The organism is Campylobacter sp. 19-13652, from assembly GCF_019702925.1.
Taxonomy (GTDB): Bacteria; Campylobacterota; Campylobacteria; order Campylobacterales; family Campylobacteraceae; genus Campylobacter_A.
The window spans coordinates 338,496-362,308 of the sequence record NZ_AP024713.1; the positions used below are offsets into that span (position 1 = coordinate 338,496).

Sequence of the window (23,813 nt, forward strand, 5' to 3'; positions counted from 1 at the left end):
CCTAAATATATCCTAAATGTTCAAGCGGTATCTTAATCCCAAGCGCTATTAAAATCACGCCCCCAAGCACGAGCGCGCGCGCTTCTAGTCTCTCGCCCATTTTTTTGCCGATAAAGCATGCTATAAAGCATAGTAAAATACAGGTTAGGGTTATTATAGCAGAGTTTTGCCAGATATTTGAGCTATCAAAGCTAAAGGTAACCCCAACTGCTAGTGCGTCTATGCTAGTAGCCACAGCACCAAGCACCATATCGCGAAGCGGCAAGTCTATAATACAGCTTTCATTAGCTACGCTCTCCTTGCTTTCTTTTATCATTTTTATGCCTAAAAACACAAGTATAGCACAGGCTATAAAGTGATCCACTTCAGCCACAAAAGAGGCAAAGCTAAGCCCCAAAAAGTAGCCAAATATCGGCATAATCCCCTGAAATATGCCAAATATAGCTGCTAGATAAAACGCCCTTTTTATAGTTAAATTCTCGCACAATCTAGCTCCGCTTGCGATACTAAGCGCCACGCTATCCATGCTAAGTGCTACTGCAAGTAAGAAAATTTCCATTTTAGCTCCAAATTCTAAAAAAGCGTTATTTTATCTTAAAGTGCATTTGGATATGATTAAAGCTTTTTAAGGAGAGGTTTTTGGGGTATTTTAGGGGTATGGAATTTCGTGCTGATTTGGCACTTTTTGTAATTGCTATTATGTGGGGAGTTACGTTTTTGCCGATGGCTGAAGCGCTTAAAACTAATGGCGTATTTACCATTTTATTTTATAGATTTAGCATAGCCACTTTATTAATGCTTGTAATTTTGCTAAAGATGAGGCATAAATTTGATAAGCCATCATTTTACCGTGGTGTGGCGCTTGGGGTTTTGCTATTTTTTGGATTTTGGACGCAGACTGAGGCTCTTAAATACACTTTTAGCTCGACTGTGGCTTTTATAACGGGGCTAAACGTCATTTTTACCCCATTTATCGTGCTTGTGCTTTTTAAAGATAGGCTTAGTGTGTATGCGCTAGTGGGCGCGTTTTTGGCGGCTTTTGGGCTATATTATCTAAGTGCGGCTGAGCTAGGAGTGGGGCTAGGCGAGGTGCTTTCGACTGCGTGTGCGATATTTTATTCGTTCGAGATTATATTTGCTGGGCGTTTTGTAAGGAAGTATAATCTTTACACTTTGGTTATAACTGAGCTTTTTGTGGTTGCTGTGCTTAGCTTTTTTGGTGCATTTTTTACCGAAAATAGGGCGATTGCTGTGTGGGATAGTGTATTTATAAACACCTTGATAATAACCTCATTTTTTGCCACTTTTGTAGCGTTTTTAGTCCAAAATTGGGCGCAAAAATTTACAAGCTCAGCCAAAACCTCCCTCATTCTTACCTTTGAGCCAGTAAGCGCTGGATTTATAGGATATTTTTGGGGTGCAGAAATGCTTACAAGTACCCAGCTAATGGGCGCTGGGCTTATTATGCTAGGAATTTTAATAAGCGAGCTAGGAGGTGCGGTATTTTCTAAAAAGGCTAGCGATAAAAAATGAAACACTTGCCACCGCTATTATGCTAGCTCCGCTTGTGAGATTATAAGACACGCTCAGGCATAGCCCTAAGGCGCAAAAAATGACCGCCAAAAACGATGAAAACGCCATCATGCTTCCAAGGCGCAGGCTAAAGCTTTGTGCGATAAATGGCGGTATGGTAAGAAGTGCGATGACTAAAATAAGCCCAACCACTCGAATCATGGCAACCACGCTTAGGCATACAAGCGCAACTATGGCGTAGTAGATAAAGCCACTTTTTACCCCTCTTAGCCTTGCAAATGGCGCATCAAAGCTAACGGCGACTATTTGGCGGTAAAAAAGCACGACAAAAATTAGCGCAAGCACTAAAGTGCTTAGGATAAATTTTAAATCATCATCGCTAACTGCTAAAATCGAGCCAAAAAGATAGCTTATAAGATCGCTCCTATATCCAGGGGTAAGATCTAGTAAAATAATGCCAAAAGCCATTCCAAACGCCCACATGGCACCTATTGTGGCGTCTAGTCCGCGCTTGTCGTTTTGCGTTAAAAAAGCTATGCTAAGCCCAAGTGCTAGCGCAAAAAAGCTTGCTCCAAAAAGCGGCGAAAATCCAAAAAATATAGCAAGCCCTACGCCCCCATAAGCCCCATGAGCTACGCCTCCAGCGATAAAGCTCATTCGATTTATTACCACAAGCGAGCCTATTACGCCAGATATTATAGATACTAAAAGTGCAGCTAAAATCGCTCTTTGCATAAAGCTAAACTCCAAAAGCTCCATCATACCGCGTTCCTTATTTTGCAGCCGCACTCTTTTAGCGCGATTTCTACGTCGCAAAAGTGGCTGTGTTCTTTGGCTAGGTGGCTTATAAACTGCGCCTTATTTGACGGGCTTATTTCGTGCATATGCAAGGTTTGATTTACATATGCGACCTTTGATGCAAAGCCTAAAGCGATGTTTAAATCATGGCTTACTAGCACGATGCCTTTTTTGTTTTCGTTTAGAGATTTTAATAGCATATAAATGTCCGCTTGCCCTTTTGCGTCTATACTTGCTGTTGGTTCATCTAGCATTATTATATCGCTTTTGCTTACTAGCGCACGGGCAATGTAGACCCTTTGACGTTGTCCTCCACTTAGCTCGCCTACTCTGCGGTTACTAAGCTCTGCTATGCCCACTTTTTCAAGTGCATTCATGGCTCGCTTTTTATCATTTGCGCTATAAAATCCAAAAAATTTTTCATTTAAAAGCCCAGTTAGCACGACCTCGATTGCCCTCATGGGAAAGTCTGGATTTGCATTTGTGGCTTGAGGGACGTAGCCGAGCCTGACGCACTCGCTAAGTGGGGGTTTACCATAAATTTCTACGGTTCCGCTTGTGGGGTTTAAAAGTCCTAGCATGAGCTTTAAAAGGGTGCTTTTGCCTCCACCATTTGGACCTATGATGACTAAAAAATCCCTGCTATTATACTCTAAGTTTACGTTTTTTAAGACCTCTACGCCATCATACTTAAAGCCTAGGTTTTTAATGCTAATATCGCTCAAGTTCTATCCTAAATTTATACTTAACATAAATACCCCAAGACAGCCCATAAATAAAAGGCTAAAAAGCTCAAAAGCCCTAAGCCATTTGCCGCCATAAACTCTCTCGCTAAGCCCTCTAAGTCCGCCCCCAGCCAGTGCTGCTATAAAAAGCAACACGCTCATACCAAGGGCTATTGCACTTGCGCTTGTTATGCCAGCTATCGCATCTCCAAGCTCAAAACTAAGCACAAATACAAGCAACACCCCAGGGCAAGGCACGAGACTAGCGGCTAGGATAAGTCCCCATGCAAGCCCTTTTTGCTCTTTGGGAGCGGAGAATTTAAATCCTGTTTGAAAGCTTTTTAAATTTGAAGATGGGATTTTATCAAATTTAAGGTTAGTTGCAGCTTTTGTGCCATTATTAGCTACACAAAGTACACATCCACACTGGGCTAGGTGTGGCGATTTTAGCTTTTTATAAATCATAAAAATGGCTATGGCTAGTACGGCCGCACCTCCTATTTTGGTGCCTAAATTTGCCAGGTAAGCACCTGAGATTAGTAGGCTTTTTTTAAGCACTAAAACTATAATAAAGCCGCTTATTACGTGCGCTAGCCCTATAAGCAGTGATACGCTTAGAGCTTTTAGGGTGCTGTTTTTATTAGCGGCAAAGTAGCTTGCCACTAAGATTTTTGAATGCCCTGGTGCTGCTGCGTGAAATACTCCGTAAATAAAGCAAAGCAGCCATAGCGCACCGAGCCCGCCATTTTGGCTAAAATGCGCTTTTATACGTATGTAATAATCAATCGCTATTTTATTTAAGCTTTGCAAAAAACCCTCTGTGTCGATTTTGTTCTCTGGTTTGTTTTGAGGGTTTTGCTCGATTTTCTGGACTTTTTGCTCTGCGATTTTTAGCTTTTTTGAGGTTATGTTTAAAATTTCATAAAAGCCTATGTTTGCGTTTAAATTTTCACTAATCCCTAGACTGTTTGGCAATTTAAAATTGGCATTTTGAAGTACAAATTTAAAAAAACCACCAGGATCAATCATCTCTATAGCAAATGTCCTATCAGCCCTAAGCGTGGCCGATGTGCTAAAATTTATTACAAAGCCAAGCCTACCATCAGAAAAGCTTGCTGTAGTGCCAGCGTGGGATAGCTTTAGGCTTTTTGCCTCCTCTCCTAGGTCGAAGTAGCTTAGCTCAGTTAGGTAGTGATTTGGCACTAGATAATCAAGCAGTGCACCCTTAACTTCAAAAAGCTCCTTTTTATCTAGTGTTTTATCTCCATTTTCATCATAATTTGTAAGTGTGATAGTAGAAAATGTAGGCGAAAACTCAAGCCTTAGACTTAGTCCTGTTAGCTTATCATTATCTGTTAAAAATGTCGGATACACATGGGCTGTGGGTGCGTAGGCAGCGCAGAGAGCACAAGCGCTTAATGGCAAAGGGGATAAAAAAATAGCTAGCAGGAAATAAATCCTGTTAGCTATTTTTAAAAGTGCGTTTTGTTTTTTGTTGTTTATGTTTGACATTATTGTTTACTTAGGGCTTTTTTAAGTAGTCTTGCAGTCTGCCTCATGCTATCATCCCACTCGTATGCTAGCTGATCTATCACTGCTACTTCCGCACCAGTTTGCGTGGCTATTAATGTGGCTGCCTTTTTAGAAAAAGCAGGCGCAATAAACACCATTTTTATATGTTCCTCTTTAGCTTCATCTATTATCTTTGCAAGCTCAGTTGCACTTGGTTCTTTACCTTCGACTTCAATTGCGATTTGCACAAGATCATATCGCTTTGCAAAATACCCCCAAGAAGGGTGATATACTATAAATTTACTACCCTTTACACCAAAAAGCTCATTTTTTATAAATAAATTCAACTCTTTTAGCTTTTGTTTGAAATTTGATAAATTTAAAGCGTATAAGTTTGCATTTTGAGGATATGCTTTGCTTAGGGCTTCGGCGATATTTTCAGCCTGAGTTTGCACTAGGATTGGATCAAGCCATACGTGAGGGTCAAGTCCGTCATGGTCGTGGTGGTGATGTCCGCTATGATCGTGTCCATGGCTATGGTCGTGATTATGCTCTGCTATATGCTCTGGCGCGTCATCATCGTCATCATCATCTTGCATAGGGATTTTTTCTATGCCTTTTGAGGTATCGACAAATTGCAAGTTTTTAAAGCTATCTTTAAATTTAGGTAGCCAAACCTCCTCAAACTCAATCCCAACCCCAAAGTAAATATCCGATTTAGCAAGCGCTTTTACCTGCTCTGGGCGCGGTTCATAGGTGTGTGGATCGTCGCCATTTCCTACCATAGAGACGACATTTACGGTATCTGCAGCTATTTGCTTTACAAAATAGGCGGTCGGCAAGATTGAGGTGCTAACTGTTGGCTTTGCATAAAGCGATAGAGTAGCTGCGATTAAAAATAGTAATTTTTTCATTACTCTCTCCTTTTGTGAAAATAATTCGCAAAGTCTAGCAAAATGCAACTAAGTTGCAACTTAAATATAAGGCTAATCAAATTTTTAGTTTTTTAAGGCTATCATATGGCTTATGAAAACAAGCGAAATTTTAAACCAACATGGCATTGCTACAACGGAGTTAAGGGTGGCTATTTTGCGTCTATTGCGGCGAGCGCAAAGCCCACTATCATATGATGATATGCTAAAAAAGCTAAAGGCGAATAAGACGACTATTTATAGAAATATGCAGCTTTTTGAGGATAGGGGGCTGGTTAGTAAAACAGAGCTTGGTGGCAAGGCTAGATATGCGCTTTCAAGCAAGGCAAGTGCGCATTTTGTCTGCAACGTCTGCCATGGTGTGCATGCTATAAATATGCCATTGTTTTTAAATGGAGATGTGGCTACAAGCGCTGTGATAAAAGGCATTTGTAGGGAGTGTGCTAGATGAGCGAGCCTTTGAGCTTATGGGATAAAAAGGCGGCAAATTATGCTAGATTTAGCCCAAATATGAGCGATTTTGAGGCTAAATTTTACGAAGCTTTAGATGAGTTTGGGGTTAGCTTTTTGGATAAAAGTGTGCTTGATGTGGGCTGTGGAAGCGGAGTTTATAGCCTGCGTATCGCTTCTAGTGCCCAGGAAATAGACTGCGTAGATGGCTCATATGCTATGCTTGAAATTTTAAATGAGGATGCGCAAAAACTAGGGCTTAAAAATGTAAAAACCTACTTTAACCTTTGGGATGATTTTATGCTTAAAAAGCCCTATGATATAGCATTTTGCACGATGTCGCCAGCTCTTGATGATAAGCCTAGCTTTGATAAATTTATCAAAAGTGCAAAAAACCACGTCTACCTAGGTTGGGCAAGCCCTAGAAGTTCTGATGTACTTGAGCCATTTTTTAAAAAATATGGCAAAAAGCAGGATAAAAAGCCAGCTGCTATAAGATTTCAGGAGTATTTAAAAAGCCTTGACATTAATCCTAAAAGCAAACTTTTAAGCGAGGAGCGAGTTGCGGTGCGTAGCTTTAGCCAAATGTGTGAAAATATCTGCTGGCATCTTGAAATTTCAAAGCTTGAGTTTAGCCATGATGAGGTGGCTTTTGAGCTAGAAAATCGCTACGGCAAAGGGCTAATAAGCGAGAAAATTTCATCTTTAATGCTACTTTTGGTCTTTTAGTGGTAAAATCATAAATCTAAAATTTGGAGATATATATAAGTAATGAAAAAGATAGTCTGCCTATTTTTTGTTTTTATGGCTGCGCTTTTTGCTAGCGCTAGTGGCATGGAAGGTACGAATAAGGACGATAGTCGCTATTTTGTTGCCGTTACAAAGATAGATTATGACGAGGCAAAAGCTAAGCTAGGCAAGAAGCTATTTTTTGATAAAAGGCTAAGTGAGGATGGTAGGAGTAGTTGCGAGAGCTGTCATAATCTTTACTGGGATTTTAGTGGCACAGTAAGGCATGTAGAAGATGGCGTACTAGATCCAGTAAGTGTGCTTAGCGTGGGCTTAAATTATATGTTTTTTAACGATGGTAAAATCCGCTCCATATACGATCAAATCGACAGATCAATAACCTCCATAGATGAGCTGGCCACAGATCCAAAAAGGCTAGCAGTGAAGCTTTCAAAGATAGATGAGTATACTAGTGCCTTTTCGAAAGTTTATCCGACTGGGCTAAATTATGAGAATATACGAGACGCTTTAGTGGAGTTTGAAAAGTCAATAACATCGGTAAATTCGCCATTTGACCGCTATTTATTAGGCGACGTAAATGCACTTAGCCCAGAGCAGAAAAAGGGGCTTGCTTTGTTTAAAGATGTAGGTTGCGTGGCTTGTCATAATGGTGTAAATTTAGGCTCAAATGTCGAACAGATTGTGAATTTTTACGAGTTTGTTGTAAAAAGTGAGCATAACGAGACTTCGGATTTAGCCGATGATGCTAAAAATCACTTCATACATCCACCAAAAGACGGTAATGAAGTTGATGTATTTTTATGCAAGCATAGCATTACGGGAAAATTTTATAAACCAAGACTTGATTTTATGCGAATACCGCCTTTAAGAAATATAGCACGCACTAGACCATATTATCGCTGCGGTAAAAAAACGAGCCTGCAGCAGACTATACAAGATATGAGTAAGATACAGTTAAATTATGATTTAAGTGATGATGATGCGGAGCTTATATATAAATTTTTACTCTCTCTTGATGGTGAGATTCCTAGGATATTAAAATGATGAAATTAACCAGCGTAAAGGTTTTGTCGCTACTTTTTGGGCTTGGACTGATGTTTGGGCTTTTTTTGGTAGGGCAGCTAAATAGCGTAATGCTAAAAAGCAGTGAATCAAGCAACGCTATAATAAATTTAAAGCTTTTAAATAAAGAGATAGCTTTTGATTTTAAGGATAATCTTTTTAATATAAATTATGATCGTACTTATAAAACACTTGATGAGTTTCAGAAAAATCTCGATGTATTAAGGCAACTTCAAGGCTCTTCAATAATCTCAAATATATACTCAAAAGGGTTAAATATAAGCAAGGTTGAGGAGATTTTTGAGCAAAAAAGACGATTGATTGATTATTTTAATTTTATAAGCTCTGGTGCTATTACATTTTTAATAGAGAGTGAATATAAAACTAAAAATATGAAAGGCATAGATGATATAAAAGATCTACTTTTACGTATTAGGGGGACAAATTTCTTAGATAAAGATGCTATTGCTAGCGTGGAAGAGGAACTTGCAAAGCTTGCTTTAAAGTATTCAAAGCAAGGTAGCGAAGCCTATGCTCTACTTCAAAAATCGGCATATGTAGTAAGAGCATATACACAGATGCAACAGACGTATTATGAAAATATGCAGCTAAATTTAAAGGACGTCCTAGACGATCTGTCTAAAAACTACGAGGATAAATATGATGATATTATAAGCTTTTTACAAAGAGTGTCTGTGCTTACTATATTTATCTTTATCTGTTTGCTTGCTTTTATAATATACCAAAGTAAAAAAAGCCTCGCTGATAAAAAGGAGATAGCTCAGCTTCGTCTAGCGCTTGATAATGACTTTAGCTCTATTATATTTACTGATAATAATAATTTAATAACATATGTTAACAAATCCTTTGAGTATACTACAGGATATAAATTTGAGGATATTGTTGGTAAATCCCCTAGCTTTTTAAAATCTTACGCTCACAGCAATAGCTTTTATGAGGAGATAGGTGAGTATGTCAAAAATCGCAAAGAGTGGTGTACGCAAGAGATAGTTAGCAAAAGCGCTGATGATAAGTTTATCTATGAAAGGGCAAATTTTATTCCATTTGATTTTGACGGCGAGTCTGCTGGATATATTGGTATAAAGCTAAATCGCACAAGCGAAAACGTAATGCTAAATGAGTTAAAAATCAAAAATAATCAGATAAAAACCCAGTCTATCACAGATAAACTTACAGGCTTTGGTAACTATTTTGCGATGACTGAGAGACTTGATGCAAATGATTATGGCACAATTATTTGCATCACTATTAAAAACTTTGTAAATTTAAACTTTTTTTATCAGACAAAAATAATCGAAGCCATACTAAAATCTTTCGCCTCTACGCTTAAGCTTTACGTTGACACCTATAATATACGTGCAGAGCTTTTTAGATTTCAAGACGATAGCTTTTATATATGGTATAGCGGACAGTCGCTAGAGGCAGACATCGCACACATTAGGGATTATTTTAACTTTAGCTCGCTTAAAATCACAGTCGACGGTAAGGAGGATACTTTCCCAGGGCTTAAAATTTTAATCGGTGTAAGTCTGTCAAACGACACCCCACAAACTAGCCGTTTAATGCAGTCAGTCCTAGCAAATCAAGAAGCAGCAAACACTGGGCTTGGAATTTATTATTACAAAGAAAATGACGCCATAGAGGGTAAATATTACAACAATCAATCAGTTACCCAACTCATTGAGTACGCCCTAGAAAACGATACTGTCATAGTTGAGTGTCAGGGGATTTTTAACATCGAGGAGGATGAAAAAGAGGCGAAAATTTATGAAGTACTTGTGCGCTTAATAGACCAAAACGGTAAAATCCGCTACCCAGGCGAGTTTTTAGACATTGCGGTAAAAGCCCAGCTTTACACCCAGATAACCAAAAAAGTCATTGAGCGCGCCTTCTCGCTTGTTGAGCATTATACGGATTATACATTCTCTGTTAACCTCTCAAGCCTTGATATGAGCGATATTTCGGTGCGCGAGCTGCTTGAGACAAAGCTTGCAAACTGCTCATCGCCTGAGAGAGTAATATTTGAGATGCTAGAAAGCGCTGATATAAACGATTATGATTTAGTCAACAGCTTTATTAAGCGCATCAAAAGCTACGGCTCAAAAATCTCCATAGATGACTTTGGCTCTGGCTACTCAAACTACTATCGAATCCTAGAACTTGATATAGATAATATAAAAATTGACGGCTCAATCATCAAAAAGCTACCAACCGATCAAAACGCTCGTGATATGGTGGACATGATTACGCGTTTTGCAGCTAAGAAAAACTATAAAATAGTGGCTGAATTTGTAAGCTCGCCTGAGATTTTAGAGCAGGTTAAGCACTTTGGGATCCGCTACGGACAAGGCTTTTTGCTAGGCAAGCCAAAGAGCATGGATATACTTTAATATTGACTTTGCTTTATTTAAGCCAGCTTGTCTCGTGAGCCTTTTTTTTACAAACTTCGGGGCTCACATACTATTAGTATGCTTCTCCCATCACCGCCGCAAAGCGTCGGCTCTTAGTTTGCAAAAAATCATCTCACGATACTTCGTATTCTCCGCTCGATCATACAGAACAAAATTTAAAACATTAGAAAAAGATAGAGCTTTTGCAGTTTGCTTGTATCTTAGAGTAACATATTCGCTTGCTTATGGCATATGAACGTACTCAAGCCACACACTGGCTTATCAGGGCAACTTTTTGTTGTGTGCATCAAACGAAGTGCGGTTTCTTTAAAACAATGTGTAGTGGTAGTTTTTAAAGAAATATCGTTTTATTTAGGGCTCTATTTTCTACGCTACTTTGCGTTATAAACTCATCAAAAGCCTAGCAAACTATATCGTAAGTGATATAATCCATATAAAAGCAGTAGGCTTTCTAAACTTTAACATTGGAGTAAATTAGCAGTCTTACAAGGGGGCTTAAATTTAAAATACTATTCTTTTAAAGAGCTAAATTTTAAGCATAGTGCGTGGAGGAGGTATGTGATGACTGTATGTAGCTTTGCTTTGCCAAAGAAAGTTTTATTTATTTGCCGTTTTTTGGATTAAAACTGCTTAGCCTCGGTGTAGTGAGCTACTTGTAATATGGATGGCGTCATGTCTGTAAAAAGGGATTTTTAGCAAAGTAATACCGGAAAGAAAAATATTGCATAAGAAATTTAAATTAATAAATAGTTTTGCAAAGTTAGCAAATAAAAAATGAAATTTTAAAAAAGAGATAATAAAAGGATGGTGACCCATACGAGACTCGAACTCGTGTTACCGCCGTGAAAGGGCGATGTCCTAACCGCTAGACGAATGGGCCATCTGCGTTGTTGAGCTCGAATTATAATATGTAGTTACTTAAAATATACTTAAAATTTAAAAAAATAATAAAAATACCCATTTTTTGCTAAATTTGCATAAAATATATTATAATGCAGGCTTTTAAAAACGACAAAAAGAGTATGCAATGTATAAATTTATCCGTGTGCTTTTGCTAGGCGCGTTTGCTTTTTTGCTGGCTAGCTGTACCATATCTCCTGCGCCAAATGAGAGCCTCCGCCCCATAAAAGCGACTATCGTTTCGCCGTTACTTAGATTAAGTGATGCTGGGTTTGTTCATAGTTATAAGCGTTTTAGCGTGCTTCAAATTTACTCTAGCGGCGTGGCTATTGCGCAGCTAAAAACTGGCAAAAATATCTGCATAAATGGCGCTTGCTATACTCCAAGCGCATTTAATGAAAAATTTTTTAAAAATGCCTACTACGATGGCTTGCTTGATGATATATTAAATGCAAGGCAAATATTTAATGGCATAAATTTAACAAAAAATGAATGTGGATTTTACCAAGATGTAAGCAAGTTTTCAATACGATATTTAGTTTGTAACGATACGGTTGAATTTAAAGATAAGACAACAAAAATAATAATTAAAGAGTTAAGATGAAATATGTCGGAGCACACACAAGTGCGAGTGGCGGCGTGCAAAATGCGCCCATAAATGCCCAAAATATAGGCGCAAATGCCTTTGCATTATTTGTCAAAAATCAAAGGCAGTGGAGCGCAAAGCCACTTGATGATAACGTGATAGCGCAGTTTAAGGCAAATTGCGAAAAAGCTGGTATTTTGCCTCGTCATATCCTGCCTCATGATAGCTATTTGATAAATTTAGGACACCCTGATAAAGACGCTAGGGAAAAATCATACGTAGCGTTTTTGGATGAGATTAATAGGGTATCAGCGCTGGGGCTTGAGCTATTAAACTTTCACCCTGGTTCGCATTTAAATCAAATAAGCGAAACTGAATGCTTAGATAACATAGCTGATTGTATAAACGCCGCTTTAAAAGCCACAAGTGGCGTAAAGCTCGTAATAGAAAACACCGCAGGGCAGGGCAGCAATCTAGGCTATAAATTCGAACATCTTGCCTATTTAATACAAAAGTGCGAGGATAAAAGCAGAATAGGCGTTTGTATAGATACTTGTCACCTCTTTGCCGCTGGATATGACATCAGGGATAAGACCGCGTATTTGCGTACTATGAAAGAATTTGATGAGGTAGTGGGGTATAAATTCTTAGCTGGAATGCACCTAAATGATAGCAAAAACGAGCTAGGAAGTCGTAAAGACCGCCACGAGTGCATAGGGCGTGGCAGTATCGGCGAAGAGGGTTTTAGGTGTATTATGCAAGACCCAAATATCAGCGATATACCTATGATTTTAGAGACGATTGATGAAAGTATTTGGGCTAGCGAAATAATAATGCTAAAGAATATGCAAAAGGAAGGATAATGAATAAAATTTTAATTTCGTCTATGCTAGCAGCGACGCTGGCATTTGGGGCTGGTTATAAGATACCAGAGCAGAGTACGGACTCCATAGGGCTAGCTGCTTCAAACGTGGCTAAGAGTTTTGGCGCAGACGCGGCTTATTTTAACCCAGCAAATATGCCTTTTTTAGAGGATAGGATCTACCTTGAGAGCATGGTAAGCTATTTTAAAACCAGCCAAGCTACCTTTAACGGCGATGGCAGCAGCACCTACCGCTCAGAGCCTTATAGCACTGCCGGAGGTACTTTTCATGCAGTTTCAAATGATTTAGGCGGCTTTAGGCTTGGCTTTAGTGCGTATGTACCAGCTGGGCTTGAAATGCGTTGGAATGACGCTCCACAGGATATATCTAGGCATTTTAACCTTAATATAATAGGACTAAATCCAAGTATAGCTTATGCTATAAACGACCAGCTTTCAGTTGCTTTTGGGCTAAACGCCTACTATATAAGGGGCGAAACTAGTGGAGAGTTTTACCGCTTTTCTCGCCAGGGCTTGCCTGTCGTACCAAGCCGTCATATGAAAGGGCATGGTTGGGCTTTTGGCTATAATCTAGCACTTGCTTATAAACCGCTTGAAAATCTCTCATTTGGGCTTACTTACAGAAGCCGAGTAAACTTTAACATCAAAGGACATGCCGAGATAAAAGGCTTTCCTGATTTAAGCGCAGCAGGGCAGCCAAATTTTGCAAATTTATTAAACTATAGTGGCAAGGCAAAGGTAACGGGGCTTATTGTGCCAGCTTCTTTGGTAGTAGGCACTGCGTGGGACGTTACGCCTGATACTACGCTGCTTTTTGCGGTTGAGCGGACGTTTTGGTCTAAGCTAAAGGGTTATGATTTTGAATTTGGCGACGCTAGTGCAAGGCATAATAATCCAGCATTTTTAAATAGCTTTGATGCGCCAACAAAGAGAAGCTTTAAAGACTCAAACGTCTATCGTGTAGGAGTTCATCATAAATTTAATCAAAAGTGGCGAGGAATGCTGGGCTTTGCCTACGATGAGGGCGCGGCGGCTGATTTAGAGACTGTAAGCTTTGAAATACCTGATACAAAGGCTTATGTTTACTCTGTGGGGCTAGCGTATGCTCCAAGCCAAAATCTTGAGTTTGGGCTAGGGTATATCTATCAAGACAGAAAAAGTGCTAGAGCAAAAGTCGAAGTTGCAGGTGGGGCTAGCACGCACGAGACTGGCGGCTTTAAAAGGGCTAGCATACAGATAATGGGTGCGTCTGTAAAGTATAAATTCTAAGGTAAAATATGGGGCAGGGGCAGTATAATTTATATGAAATTCTAAGCCAAATCGCTAGTACAAATGGCTCAAGAATCGCCATTTTTGACGATAAGGCTCGCATAAGCTATAAGGGGCTTTTTAATAGCGTAGGGACTTTGGCTGGGCATTTGCAAGCTATGGGTGTGAGCAAGGGCGATAGAGTGGCTATGGTGGTGGCAAACTCAAGCGAGTTTGTAATCTCCTATCTAGCCATCACAGCTACAGCAGCGGTGGCAGTGCCTATAAATACCTTTTTAAAATCCGAAGAGATAGCCTATATCCTAAAAGACTGCGAGGCTAGGGTGCTATTTGCTTCAGCGTCTTTGCGTACAGAGATAGTAAAAGCCTCTAAAAGCTTAAATTTAGAGCATATCATCTACATAGGCGCAAATGACGAGGTGGCAAGCACTACAGCAAGCGTGGATCAAATGGGCGCAGTGGGCGAGAGCATGTATCTAGATATGCCTGAGGATGTGTATGCAAAGGTGCTAAGCTATGAATCGCTCTTAACCTCCCCCTCAAAGCTCATTCCGCCTATTGCGATGAGTAAAGAGGATTTAGTGCATATTATCTACACTTCAGGTACGACTGGCAAGCCAAAGGGTGCTATGATAAGCTATCGTAATATAATCTCAAATATAAACGGCGCTCACGAGCAGTTTGTGGTTAGGGGTAGCGATAGATTTTTGGTATTTTTGCCTATGTTTCACAGCTTTACTCTTACAGCCATGGTGCTTTTGCCGCTGGTTTGTGGGGCGAGTATTATTATCATGCGCTCTATTTTTCCATTCTCAAATGTCCTAAAGCAAGCCCTTTTAAAGCGAGCTACCATATTTTTAGGCGTGCCAGCTATTTATACAGCCATAGGCAAGGCAAAAATTCCATGGTATTTTAGCTGGTTTAATAAAATTCGTCTTTTTATCTGTGGAGGCGCACCTTTGGCTAAGCAGACTATTGATGATTTTAAGCTTAAATTTCCACGAGCAAAGCTTATCGAGGGCTATGGACTAAGCGAATGCTCACCTATCGTATCTGCAAATCCACTTAAAAAGCAAAAGCCCCTAAGCGTAGGCGTACCTCTAGCTGGATATAGCGTGAAAATAGTCGATGATGAGATGATAGAGCGTGCTAGGGGCGAGATAGGCGAGATTATAGTTAGCGGAGATTGCGTGATGCAGGGGTATTTGGGTATGCCAGCAGCAAGCGATGAGACCATTATAAACGGCTGGCTTCGCACGGGTGATTTAGGTTATATGGATGATGAAGGCTATATCTACATCGTCGATCGTAAAAAAGACCTAATAATCTCAAAAGGCATAAATATCTACCCTCGTGAGATAGAGGAGGCGATTTTAAAGATAGACGAAGTCGAAGCCGCTGCGGTTATTGGGGTAAGAGACGAGCATGCTGATGAGGAGGTTGTGGCTTTTATTCAGCTTAAAGATGAAGCAAATATAAGCGAGGCTATGATAAGGAAGTTTTTAAAACAGCACCTAGCAAATTTTAAAATTCCAAAGAGCATACACTTTCGCAACGACTTACCTAAAAACGCTACTGGCAAGGTGCTAAAGCGTGTACTAAAAGACGAGATAAACTCAGATAAATAATGCAAAAATTTATAGAATTCATAGAAAAAAATCTAAAAGGCGAGGGGATAAAGTCCCCTGTAAAAGCCTCTGCTAGCGAGGCTTTGATACTGCAAAACTTAGCACGCAGTTATGCGCAAGGCTCGCCGTCTATGGGTGTGTATGAGCTTTTAGCTAGCCATTATGACACGGCAAGTTATGAGCATTTGGCGCATTTAAACGACATCGCACTTCTTATTCGAGCAGGCTGGGTGGTGCAGACTTTGGGCGCCTTTAAGAGCGATTTAAAAGAGAGTGGGCTTTTGGGGCTTTTGCATAGTGAAGTAAGCCTATCGTCCAGCTTTTTGGGGCTTTTAGAGTATGGCGAAAGACCGCTAGTGCTACCAAATTTATCCGCATATGAGGATCATCTTGAGTATTTGCAAGATCAGTTTGGGCGGGTTGAAATTTACAAAGAGCTTTCATTTTTAGAAGCTGGTAGCGAGGCAAAAGAGCGATTAAGCGCAAGCTTAAGTGAGCTTGAAAATCGCATAAAAGATCGTATAAATCTGAGCAAACAGCCCATAAAAATAGAGCAAATTTTTAAAGAAAACTCTCTAAATAGCGCAGAGCAGATTATATTTTTAGCTCTACTTAAGGAGGAGTATGCTGGCGATTTTGATGGCGGACGAGATTTAAATGCGCTTATAAACTTAACAAGCTCCTCAGAGCTTGAACGAATAAAAAACCGCTCACTTTTAGAGGAGGGTGGTAGGCTGCTTGAGGCCGGATTAATCGATTATGACGAGGTTTTAAACGCATTTGGTAGTATAAGTCGCAACTTTTTTATCACGGAGGACGTCCTTCATTCTATCATGCACCCAAAGGATAAAGCTGGCAAAAAAAGCCTGCTTGCTTCTGTGATTAAAGAGCAAGAAATTTTTGAGCTAATTGAGCCAAGCACGAGTATGGATGATGTGGTGCTAAATGCCGCTACAAAGGAGCTTTTGGATACGATTTTAAAGCAAACAAGCAAAAAAGTCATAGACCGCCTTTCTAGTTGGGGGATAAAGCGTAGGCGAGGCGTGGACGCAAAGGTGCTATTTTACGGAGAGGCTGGTACTGGCAAGACCATGAGTGCGGTAAGCCTAGCTAAAAGCCTAAAAAAGCAGGTTTTAAGCTTTGATTGCTCTAAAATTCTAAGCAAATATGTGGGCGAAAGCGAGCAAAATGTCAGGAAAATTTTTGACGTTTATAAGGATATTTGTGCTCGCACAAAAAGTGAACCAGTGCTACTTTTAAACGAGGCAGATCAGTTTTTAAGCACCCGCGTGCAGGGCTTTAGTGGCAGTGAGAAAATGCACAATCAAATGCAAAATATCTTTTTAGAGCAGATTGAGAAATTTAGTGGCGTGCTGGTGGCTACGACAAATTTTATGGAAAGTCTTGATCCTGCGTTTTCTAGGCGGTTTGATTATAAGATCGAGTTTAAACGCCCTGGCTTTAGCGAACGACTTGCCATTTGGCGGCGCGTGCTACCTGAAAATGCGGTCTATGAGGATGGCTTTAGCATAGAAAGTCTAGCCGAGTACGCCCTAAGTGGCGCACAAATTGTGCTCGTGATGAAAAACACAGCCTTAAAGGTTGCGCTTCGCGAGGAGGCTATTTTTAGCTTAGAGGATTTTAGGGCAAGCATCACTAGAGAGCTAAATAGCTCATTTGGCGAGAGTAAAAAAGTAGGGCTTTTGTAGCGATATTTTGGGTGTTTTGACGCTTAAATTTAAACCACGAAAGCTTTAGTTTATTTTTACGCTATAACTTTTCTAACAATCTTAAAAAGTTTAAATTTATCATAAAGCACAGGCTTTGGGCGAGTTAGCCCCAAGCCTATTTGCGTTTAATTAGTAGCTGTTTAGAAGTTGATCCTCCAATATTATGCGTACGTTTTGGTTATCGTTTGTAGTGGTGCTGTACTCATTTATAGCGCTATGATCAAATTCTGCGCTTGGCGATACGCTATTTGGATCACCATTTACGGTTAGGCTATTGCGACTATCAGTCATACCTATGACATCATTTACACTTAAATTTAGATGAGAGCCATCATCGTTACTAACTTCTAGGGTTTCTATATTTTTTACCGCGCTTAGGTCTATTTGCTGGTTAACTAGGCTTAGCTTATCATTATCTGGCACACTTGTGTCGTTTCCATCGCCGTCTATTTTGCCTGTGATAGTTGAGCTGTTTAAGGTAATGCTATCTTGCCCCGCTCCACCAGAAACATCTCCTCTTACCGTTGAGCTTGATACACTTATCGTATCATTGCCTTCAAGACCTCGGACGTTTTTATTTACTATTGAGTCTGATATATTAATCTTATCAACGCCAGTGCTACCCAAAACTTCACCGACGTTTGATTCATCTAAGACGTTAATAGTATTTTCATTGCCATATCCAGTTTGAATTCTTTCAGTTACTGTAGAGTGCGAAATAGAAATGGTATCACTACCATTACTACCGTCAACAACGGAAGCACTTGAGTCTGAGACGGCAATAATATCATTACCAGAATTGCCTTGAACCAATTTTACATTTGAATTTGCTACGGTTATAATATCGTTCCCTGCGCTACCATCGATATTTTTAATGATAGACCCATCATCAGGTATATTATTAAGCACTTTAATAATGTCATTTCCAACACCACCAACAATACTAGCTGCCTTTGAGTTATCCTTGACAGTTATGCTATCATTTCCCTTTTCGCCATCAATTAAAACGGATACTTTTGAGCTTGATACAGTGATAGTGTCATCACCCTCTTTACCTAATATATTACTAACAGTTGAGTTTAAGACGTTTATTTTATCATCACCCTCATCGCCGACAATAATATTTGTATTTGATTTTTGAATGTCGATAATGTCATTATCGTTACCGCCAGAAACTTTCCCTACGTTTGAGCCGTTTTTTATACTGATATTGTCAATACCATCCGCGCCAGCGACCTCTCCAATCGTTCCGGTTATATTTGAGCCGTCTACGATTATAGTATCGTCTCCTGCTTCGCCGTTTATTCTATCTAGGCTTGAGTCATTTTCTACCATGATAGTGTCATTGTCGCCACCGCCTTGGATATTATTGGCTTGTGTGTTTGATAGAGTGATAGTATCGTTGCCAGTATCACCTCTGACATCTTGGCTTATGTGTGAGTTTGATATATTTATATAATCATCACCTCCACTACCAAAAACACTTTTATTTACGGTTGAGTCTGATATGTTAATCCTATCAACTACATTGCTACCAATAACTTCACCGACATTTGAGTTATTTGAGATGTTGATAGTATGTTCATTGCCGCCATCAACGTTAATTCTTTCAATTATCGTAGAGTGTGAAACAGAGATGGTGTTATTACCATTAAAGCCGTCAATTGTATAAGCCCTTGAGTCTGAGACAGTGATAGTATTGTCGCCAGAAGCGTCTTGAACTAAATTTACATTTGAATTTGTTACTGTTATATTATCATTTCCTTTATTACCATAGATATTATTAACGGTTGTCTTATTAGACCCATCATCAGGCATATTATTAAGCACCTTGATAGTGTCATTTCCATCACCGCCTGAAATTTGATTATTTACCCTTGAATTATCTTTAACAGTTATTGTATCGTTGCCTGCACCTGCATCTACACTTCCTACAGTTGATTTTTCAGTTATAGATATTGTATCATCACCCCTGCTACCAGCGACACTATTAGCGGTTGAATTTATCAAGCTAATATTATGACCTTCGCCCCCAGCACCATTAACAGCGGCTACCGTTGAATCTGAGACTACTACGGTATCACTACCGCCGTCAGTCTGAAGTGCTTCAGTGATATTTGAGCCGTTTGAGACATTAATTGTATCATCACCTATTCCGCCGTGAACAAATTCTGCTTGCGATTTTGATACAGTGATATTGTCATTGCCGTGATTACCACCAATTGTGTAAACGTTTGATTCTGATACCCTGATGGCGTCATCACCTTTGCCGTCATCAATCGCTGATACTTGTTGCGTTTTTGAGACAGATATATTATCATCTCCATCGCCACCTTTTACCGTCATTATTTTTAAGTTGTATGATGGATTAAGATTATCATCATCTGATACACTGATATTGTCATTATCAGCACCACCATCGACAATAGAAATTTGCGAGTTTAATGCGGTTATTTTATCAGCACCTGCCTCACCTAAAATAGAGTTGAGGGTAGATGAATTATTAATATTTAACTCATCATCTCCCTCCCCTAAAAGCACAGCTCTTTTTAAATTTGAGCCTTCTATATTTACCTTGTCATTTCCTGCGCCTGCGTTTATGTTATAAATTTCTTGTCCACTATCCGCTAAAGCATCGTGCGGATCTTTAAAATCACTATTTTTAGCGTTAAGCTTATCATCACCATCACCTAGATTCACAAAGCCTATACCACCCATGCCTAGCTCATCTATCTTGGCTTCGTCTATACTTACAGTGTCGTTGCCAGCTTCTGTGTAGATACCAACCACAGAAGCACCGCCATTTAATACCACACTATCATCGCCATCACCCAGATATACACCACCAGCTTGAGTGCCACCTAAAATTTCTACTCTATCATCACCAGCTTCTGAGAATACAAGCTCACTCACGGCATTTTTATCCAACACCACAGCATCATCACCACTTCCAGTATCTATCACAACTGCACCAGAAGGCATTTCGCCGTTTTCGTCGCCGATGACTTTTACATCATCATCTCCCTTTCCAGTTAATAAATTTGCCACAACTACGCCATCTATTAGTATTTCAGTATTGCCGTTGCCGCCGTAAATGCTATCTATTATTCCTCCACCTCTTGGGTCATCTGCTTGACTAGTTATGACAAATGCGTCTGGCTCGCTTTGAATATAGCTATCAACCTTATCAGCCGAGGTTACAATTAGCTTTGCCGAACTATCAGTGCCTATATATATGCCACTATCTGCGTTATAAAACCAACCTTTGTTATACTCAAAAAATCCGCTTGAGTTATCTACCTCAGTTACTCCAGGAGCAGTTGTATTTAGCGCTATGCCATTATTATCAAATAGGCTTTTTGAATTTTCAAAGGCTTGATTAAAGCTGTTTAAATCATCGCCATTTCTGTGATTTTCTTCGACTCTTAAGCCTAGATTGATACCACCATAGGCCTCTTTATTATACACTGAATCAGGTAGTATAAATTTAGTCGTATCCACAACAACTGGCGGAGTTACAGGGGCTGGGTCAACTGGCGGATTTGTCGGAGTGGTTGGATTTGTATTATTAGGCTCGTTTGTATTACCAGGCTGTTCTGGTGTGCTTGGCTCTGGAGTATTAGGGTCTGTTGGCGTGCTTGGATTATCAGACTCATTTGGATTATTTGGCTCACTTGGCTGGCTAGGCTGGTTTGTATTATCAGGCTGGGCTGGATTACTTGGCTGGCTAGGAGTAGCTTGATTATCCGTAGTATCAGCTGTTGTTGGATTTCCTGCAGTTACATTTGTGGCTGTTACGTTTGAAGTATCAGTAGAGCTTAGATTTCTAGTATTGGCATTTACATTGCTTTCGTGTCCGCCCTCATCAAAGCCAGCAGCTCCTAGGCTTATGCCGTCTCCACCTGCACCAGGTGCTCCACCACCAGCTGCGGTAGCTTGTAAATCGCTTAGGTCTTCGCCGTTTAGTATGGCTTGTTGGAGTGAGTTTGCGTCTGCTATGTTTGTTACGTCAGGGTCGAATGAATTTGTTTGTAGTGTGCTTAAATCAAGCTTTAAAGTATCGTTTGATAGGAGGGTTATATCTTTGCCGTTTTCTAGCTCAAGTGTGGCTGCGCCCCCCCCCTATGGCTGTTTTTACGATTTCACCATTATCTAGGCTATCGCCTACTTTTAGTTCTCGTCTTTGTCCGTTTTTGTCTATTGCGTAAGCTTTTATGCTTAAGCTTTTAACTGTCGCTGATGACATTTAGTCTCCTTTGGATTGAATTAGTGTGGAGCAATTTTATCTAAATATTATGATTTTTTATATTGTACCAAGGGGCAAAGTTGATTACACTTTTAAATTTAAATCAAAATAAGCAAAAATGCCTTTAAGATTAGTTAATGACCTGTAAAAATGAGTAGACATTATCCACGCCGTCTATGTGCTTAGCAAACCATATGGCGCTGCTTTCTTGATTTTTGCTAGCCACCACGCCAGTAAAGACTACATCGCACCCCACTATGCTTACTCTCACAGCCGTACCCTCTACGTTGCTAGCACCGAATAAATCCGCCTTTAACTGGCTAAAAATAGCAGCGTGTGAGCAGTTATAGTTTGGCTGTTTTATCTTTATGTAGGTATGAATTTTGCCATTTTTTATCTCATTTTTTGCTAGCGATAGGAGTTTTTTATATGCCTTTTTATCCTCTACTAACCCCACTAAATACACCTGCGAGTAAAACACGCCCACGTCTATGTCCCAGTTGCTTATGCCCTTGCTTTTTAGGATTGCGGATTGAATTTTTAGCTTTTTTATCTTATCGGAGGCTATTGTGATGATACCTCTTTTATCGCGCGATATGGAGTAGATGTCGTATACTGTTAGCGCGTTTGAAATAGGAGAGATGACGCTAATGCAGCCTGAGAACAAAATAGCCATTATTACCCAAGATATAAGCCTATTTATCGGTGTTTCCTTGACTTTTGTGCTTTTGGGATTTTAGTTAAGTTTTGCTAAAATTAAGATAAATTTGATTATAATTTGCCCCTGCTTTATTTTGGAGGGTATGGCGTTCTGGTGGCGCTCGCGGGCTTCAAACCCGAATGGTGGGGCGGTTGACCGTCTCGCGGGGAGTTCGATTCTCTCACCCTCTCGCCAAATTTATATTTTACCCTAAAGTACAATATCCTTTACCCCATATTTTTGCTATAATCTACATAAAAATAATAAAAAATAATTAGGAGCAGTAAATGCCAGTGGCAACGGTATCTGAAATAAACTCAAAAGCCTTTTTAGTAGATGAAAATGGAGATAAAAAAGAGCTAAGCTTAGGTGATAATCTAGAGGCTAATGAGCTTATAATAACAGCCAGTAGCGATGAGGTTGCGGCGCTTAAGCTTTTGCTAAGCAATGGTAAAGGTCTCACGCTTCAAGGCGATGATATGTTAAGGTTGGATAGTAGCGTAACGCAAGATAGCTCTTTTGACACTGATGAGAGCGTGGTGCATAGTGCGGTTGATTTGAGTGCGCTTTTATCCCATGAGCTTGATTTAGCTATGCCTGATTTTGCTAGTTTTTATGATATTAGGGTTGATGAGGAAGTAAGCGCTAATAATACAGAGGAATTAAAACTCAGTACAGATGATGTATTAAGTGTAAAGGATATAATGGGCGAAAAAGATAGCGCAAGTAGCGAATATAGCGTAAGTGAGCATAGTCACAATATGTCTACTTTTATCATCGAGCCAGAGCAGGTGTAGGCTTAGCGCTTACCTTGCCTGATAGTTTAAATTTTAAAATTTGTAATATAATAAATTTACCCTTTAGTACAATATCCAAACCCACTTTATCTTGATATAATCACTCCGATACAAAAAACAAACTAAGGAGACTAAATGTCATCAGCGACAGTTAAAAGCTTAAGCATAAAAGCTTACGCAATAGACAAAAACGGACAAAGACGAGAACTAAAAGTAGGCGATAGCCTAGATAATGGTGAAATCGTAAAAACAGCCATAGGGGGGGGGGGGCGCAGCCACACTTGAGCTAGAAAACGGCAAAGATATAACCCTCCTATCAAACGATACTTTAAAGCTTGATTTAAGCACACTACAAACAAATTCATTCGACCCTGACGTAACAAACATAGCAGACGCAAACTCACTCCAACAAGCCATACTAAACGGCGAAGACCTAAGCGATTTACAAGCTACCGCAGCTGGTGGTGGAGCACCTGGTGCAGGTGGAGACGGCATAAGCCTAGGAGCTGCTGGCTTTGATGAGGGCGGACACGAAAGCAATGTAAATGCCAATACTAGAAATCTAAGCTCTACTGATACTTCAAACGTAACAGCCACAAATGTAACTGCAGGAAATCCAACAACAGCTGATACTACGGATAATCAAGCTACTCCTAGCCAGCCAAGTAATCCAGCCCAGCCTGATAATACAAACCAGCCTAGCCAGCCAAGTGAGCCAAATAATCCAAATGAGTCTGATAATCCAAGCACGCCAACAGACCCTAATACTCCAGAGCCAAGCACACCAGAACAGCCTGGTAATACAAACGAGCCTAATAATACAAATCCAACCACTCCGACAAATCCGCCAGTTGACCCAGCCCCTGTAACTCCGCCAGTT

The 23,813-nt window shown here is 39.9% G+C and carries 22 protein-coding genes and 2 tRNA genes; 14 read left to right on the forward strand and 10 right to left on the reverse strand.

From position 1 onward, the window contains the following. Position 1: 1 nt before the first annotated feature. Complete coding sequence (locus LBC_RS01555) at positions 2 to 559, reverse strand: manganese efflux pump MntP family protein (protein ID WP_221254374.1); 558 nt, start codon at positions 557 to 559, stop codon at positions 2 to 4. A gap of 80 nt (positions 560 to 639) precedes the next feature. Between LBC_RS01555 and LBC_RS01560 the strand changes: the two genes are divergently transcribed. Next, positions 640 to 1,533, forward strand: a complete 894-nt coding sequence (locus LBC_RS01560) for a DMT family transporter (protein ID WP_260173419.1) — start codon at positions 640 to 642, stop codon at positions 1,531 to 1,533. Here LBC_RS01560 and LBC_RS01565 read toward each other — a convergent pair. The 4 genes from LBC_RS01565 to LBC_RS01580 are packed head-to-tail and all read right to left on the reverse strand — an operon-like array spanning position 1,489 to position 5,482. Next, a complete protein-coding gene (locus LBC_RS01565) occupies positions 1,489 to 2,295 on the reverse strand; it encodes a metal ABC transporter permease (RefSeq protein WP_221254375.1) in 807 nt (268 codons plus the stop codon). The two genes, LBC_RS01560 and LBC_RS01565, sit on opposite strands and share 45 nt — an antisense overlap. Then, positions 2,292 to 3,056 (reverse strand): metal ABC transporter ATP-binding protein, encoded by a 765-nt coding sequence (locus LBC_RS01570; RefSeq protein ID WP_221254376.1) that lies wholly within the window; start codon positions 3,054 to 3,056, stop codon positions 2,292 to 2,294. Before LBC_RS01570 ends, LBC_RS01565 begins: the two co-directional genes overlap by 4 nt. A gap of 3 nt (positions 3,057 to 3,059) precedes the next feature. Continuing rightward, complete coding sequence (locus LBC_RS01575; protein WP_221254377.1) at positions 3,060 to 4,568, reverse strand: DUF1007 family protein; 1,509 nt, start codon at positions 4,566 to 4,568, stop codon at positions 3,060 to 3,062. Then, positions 4,568 to 5,482: a metal ABC transporter solute-binding protein, Zn/Mn family gene (locus LBC_RS01580; protein WP_221254378.1), complete on the reverse strand. Its 915-nt coding sequence runs from the start codon at positions 5,480 to 5,482 to the stop codon at positions 4,568 to 4,570. Before LBC_RS01580 ends, LBC_RS01575 begins: the two co-directional genes overlap by 1 nt. Before the next feature lie 112 nt (positions 5,483 to 5,594). Here LBC_RS01580 and LBC_RS01585 point away from each other — a divergent pair, with 112 nt between their 5' ends. Genes LBC_RS01585 through LBC_RS01600 form a run of 4 tightly spaced genes read left to right on the forward strand, consistent with a single transcriptional unit; the run spans position 5,595 to position 10,173 of the window. After that, on the forward strand, positions 5,595 to 5,951 hold the full coding sequence (locus tag LBC_RS01585) for a Fur family transcriptional regulator (protein ID WP_221254379.1): 357 nt from the start codon (positions 5,595 to 5,597) through the stop codon (positions 5,949 to 5,951). Continuing rightward, positions 5,948 to 6,679, forward strand: a complete 732-nt coding sequence (locus LBC_RS01590; protein WP_221254380.1) for a class I SAM-dependent methyltransferase — start codon at positions 5,948 to 5,950, stop codon at positions 6,677 to 6,679. Before LBC_RS01585 ends, LBC_RS01590 begins: the two co-directional genes overlap by 4 nt. Before the next feature lie 42 nt (positions 6,680 to 6,721). Beyond that, positions 6,722 to 7,744: a cytochrome-c peroxidase gene (locus LBC_RS01595; RefSeq protein ID WP_221254381.1), complete on the forward strand. Its 1,023-nt coding sequence runs from the start codon at positions 6,722 to 6,724 to the stop codon at positions 7,742 to 7,744. Next, on the forward strand, positions 7,741 to 10,173 hold the full coding sequence (locus tag LBC_RS01600) for an EAL domain-containing protein (protein ID WP_260173420.1): 2,433 nt from the start codon (positions 7,741 to 7,743) through the stop codon (positions 10,171 to 10,173). The genes LBC_RS01595 and LBC_RS01600 overlap by 4 nt, the downstream gene beginning before the upstream one ends. 826 nt (positions 10,174 to 10,999) lie before the next feature. Here the strand turns inward: LBC_RS01600 and LBC_RS01605 are convergent. Further along, positions 11,000 to 11,074: transfer RNA gene (locus LBC_RS01605), tRNA-Glu, on the reverse strand. Positions 11,075 to 11,221: 147 nt separating this feature from the next. On the opposite strand from LBC_RS01605, the gene LBC_RS01610 reads away from it, so the two are divergent. Genes LBC_RS01610 through LBC_RS01630 form a run of 5 tightly spaced genes read left to right on the forward strand, consistent with a single transcriptional unit; the run spans position 11,222 to position 17,169 of the window. Then, a complete protein-coding gene (locus LBC_RS01610) occupies positions 11,222 to 11,698 on the forward strand; it encodes a hypothetical protein (RefSeq protein ID WP_221254382.1) in 477 nt (158 codons plus the stop codon). After that, positions 11,695 to 12,543 (forward strand): deoxyribonuclease IV, encoded by an 849-nt coding sequence (gene nfo, locus LBC_RS01615; protein WP_221254383.1) that lies wholly within the window; start codon positions 11,695 to 11,697, stop codon positions 12,541 to 12,543. Before LBC_RS01610 ends, nfo begins: the two co-directional genes overlap by 4 nt. After that, complete coding sequence (locus LBC_RS01620; protein ID WP_221254384.1) at positions 12,543 to 13,832, forward strand: OmpP1/FadL family transporter; 1,290 nt, start codon at positions 12,543 to 12,545, stop codon at positions 13,830 to 13,832. Before nfo ends, LBC_RS01620 begins: the two co-directional genes overlap by 1 nt. 8 nt (positions 13,833 to 13,840) lie before the next feature. Further along, positions 13,841 to 15,460, forward strand: coding sequence for a long-chain-fatty-acid--CoA ligase (locus LBC_RS01625; protein ID WP_221254385.1), 1,620 nt, complete (start codon positions 13,841 to 13,843; stop codon positions 15,458 to 15,460). Further along, positions 15,460 to 17,169 carry an ATP-binding protein gene (locus LBC_RS01630; RefSeq protein WP_221254386.1) on the forward strand — a complete coding sequence of 570 codons (1,710 nt, stop codon included), beginning with the start codon at positions 15,460 to 15,462 and terminating at the stop codon, positions 17,167 to 17,169. The genes LBC_RS01625 and LBC_RS01630 overlap by 1 nt, the downstream gene beginning before the upstream one ends. A gap of 150 nt (positions 17,170 to 17,319) precedes the next feature. Here LBC_RS01630 and LBC_RS01635 read toward each other — a convergent pair whose 3' ends face one another. Next, the gene (locus LBC_RS01635; RefSeq protein WP_221254387.1) at positions 17,320 to 20,658 is read right to left on the reverse strand and encodes a hypothetical protein; all 3,339 of its coding nucleotides are present in this window, start codon (positions 20,656 to 20,658) and stop codon (positions 17,320 to 17,322) included. Positions 20,659 to 20,740: 82 nt separating this feature from the next. Here LBC_RS01635 and LBC_RS01640 point away from each other — a divergent pair, with 82 nt between their 5' ends. Beyond that, positions 20,741 to 20,932 (forward strand): hypothetical protein, encoded by a 192-nt coding sequence (locus LBC_RS01640; RefSeq protein ID WP_221254388.1) that lies wholly within the window; start codon positions 20,741 to 20,743, stop codon positions 20,930 to 20,932. A 357-nt stretch (positions 20,933 to 21,289) separates the two neighbouring features. Here the strand turns inward: LBC_RS01640 and LBC_RS01645 are convergent, their stop codons facing one another. Beyond that, positions 21,290 to 21,436: a hypothetical protein gene (locus LBC_RS01645; RefSeq protein WP_221254389.1), complete on the reverse strand. Its 147-nt coding sequence runs from the start codon at positions 21,434 to 21,436 to the stop codon at positions 21,290 to 21,292. 130 nt (positions 21,437 to 21,566) lie between these two features. After that, the gene (locus LBC_RS01650; protein WP_221254390.1) at positions 21,567 to 22,112 is read right to left on the reverse strand and encodes a BON domain-containing protein; all 546 of its coding nucleotides are present in this window, start codon (positions 22,110 to 22,112) and stop codon (positions 21,567 to 21,569) included. 120 nt (positions 22,113 to 22,232) lie between these two features. Between LBC_RS01650 and LBC_RS01655 the strand changes: the two genes are divergently transcribed. From LBC_RS01655 to LBC_RS01665, 3 genes are all read left to right on the forward strand, one after another. Then, a tRNA-Sec gene (locus LBC_RS01655) sits at positions 22,233 to 22,331 on the forward strand. Between the two features lie 92 nt (positions 22,332 to 22,423). Continuing rightward, entirely contained in the window at positions 22,424 to 22,933 is a 510-nt protein-coding gene (locus LBC_RS01660) for a hypothetical protein (protein ID WP_221254391.1), read from the forward strand. 135 nt (positions 22,934 to 23,068) lie between these two features. Next, positions 23,069 to 23,218 (forward strand): hypothetical protein, encoded by a 150-nt coding sequence (locus tag LBC_RS01665; protein WP_221254392.1) that lies wholly within the window; start codon positions 23,069 to 23,071, stop codon positions 23,216 to 23,218. A gap of 357 nt (positions 23,219 to 23,575) precedes the next feature. On the opposite strand, the gene LBC_RS01670 is transcribed toward LBC_RS01665, so the two are convergent. After that, entirely contained in the window at positions 23,576 to 23,767 is a 192-nt protein-coding gene (locus LBC_RS01670) for a hypothetical protein (protein ID WP_221254388.1), read from the reverse strand. Positions 23,768 to 23,813 lie beyond the last annotated feature (46 nt).

What these genes read in the sequence shown, in the direction of transcription:
- LBC_RS01610 (WP_221254382.1), top strand. Translation starts at nt 11,222, where the DNA reads ATGTATAAATTTATCCGTGTGCTTTTGCTAGGCGCGTTTGCTTTTTTG.
- LBC_RS01660 (WP_221254391.1), top strand. Translation starts at nt 22,424, where the DNA reads ATGCCAGTGGCAACGGTATCTGAAATAAACTCAAAAGCCTTTTTAGTA.
- LBC_RS01585 (WP_221254379.1), top strand. Translation starts at nt 5,595, where the DNA reads ATGAAAACAAGCGAAATTTTAAACCAACATGGCATTGCTACAACGGAG.
- LBC_RS01630 (WP_221254386.1), top strand. Translation starts at nt 15,460, where the DNA reads ATGCAAAAATTTATAGAATTCATAGAAAAAAATCTAAAAGGCGAGGGG.
- LBC_RS01555 (WP_221254374.1), bottom strand. Translation starts at nt 559, where the DNA reads ATGGAAATTTTCTTACTTGCAGTAGCACTTAGCATGGATAGCGTGGCG.
- LBC_RS01565 (WP_221254375.1), bottom strand. Translation starts at nt 2,295, where the DNA reads ATGATGGAGCTTTTGGAGTTTAGCTTTATGCAAAGAGCGATTTTAGCT.
- LBC_RS01650 (WP_221254390.1), bottom strand. Translation starts at nt 22,112, where the DNA reads ATGGCTATTTTGTTCTCAGGCTGCATTAGCGTCATCTCTCCTATTTCA.
- LBC_RS01595 (WP_221254381.1), top strand. Translation starts at nt 6,722, where the DNA reads ATGAAAAAGATAGTCTGCCTATTTTTTGTTTTTATGGCTGCGCTTTTT.
- LBC_RS01620 (WP_221254384.1), top strand. Translation starts at nt 12,543, where the DNA reads ATGAATAAAATTTTAATTTCGTCTATGCTAGCAGCGACGCTGGCATTT.
- LBC_RS01575 (WP_221254377.1), bottom strand. Translation starts at nt 4,568, where the DNA reads ATGTCAAACATAAACAACAAAAAACAAAACGCACTTTTAAAAATAGCT.
- LBC_RS01590 (WP_221254380.1), top strand. Translation starts at nt 5,948, where the DNA reads ATGAGCGAGCCTTTGAGCTTATGGGATAAAAAGGCGGCAAATTATGCT.
- LBC_RS01625 (WP_221254385.1), top strand. Translation starts at nt 13,841, where the DNA reads ATGGGGCAGGGGCAGTATAATTTATATGAAATTCTAAGCCAAATCGCT.
- LBC_RS01645 (WP_221254389.1), bottom strand. Translation starts at nt 21,436, where the DNA reads ATGTCATCAGCGACAGTTAAAAGCTTAAGCATAAAAGCTTACGCAATA.
- LBC_RS01580 (WP_221254378.1), bottom strand. Translation starts at nt 5,482, where the DNA reads ATGAAAAAATTACTATTTTTAATCGCAGCTACTCTATCGCTTTATGCA.
- LBC_RS01665 (WP_221254392.1), top strand. Translation starts at nt 23,069, where the DNA reads ATGTCATCAGCGACAGTTAAAAGCTTAAGCATAAAAGCTTACGCAATA.
- nfo (WP_221254383.1), top strand. Translation starts at nt 11,695, where the DNA reads ATGAAATATGTCGGAGCACACACAAGTGCGAGTGGCGGCGTGCAAAAT.
- LBC_RS01600 (WP_260173420.1), top strand. Translation starts at nt 7,741, where the DNA reads ATGATGAAATTAACCAGCGTAAAGGTTTTGTCGCTACTTTTTGGGCTT.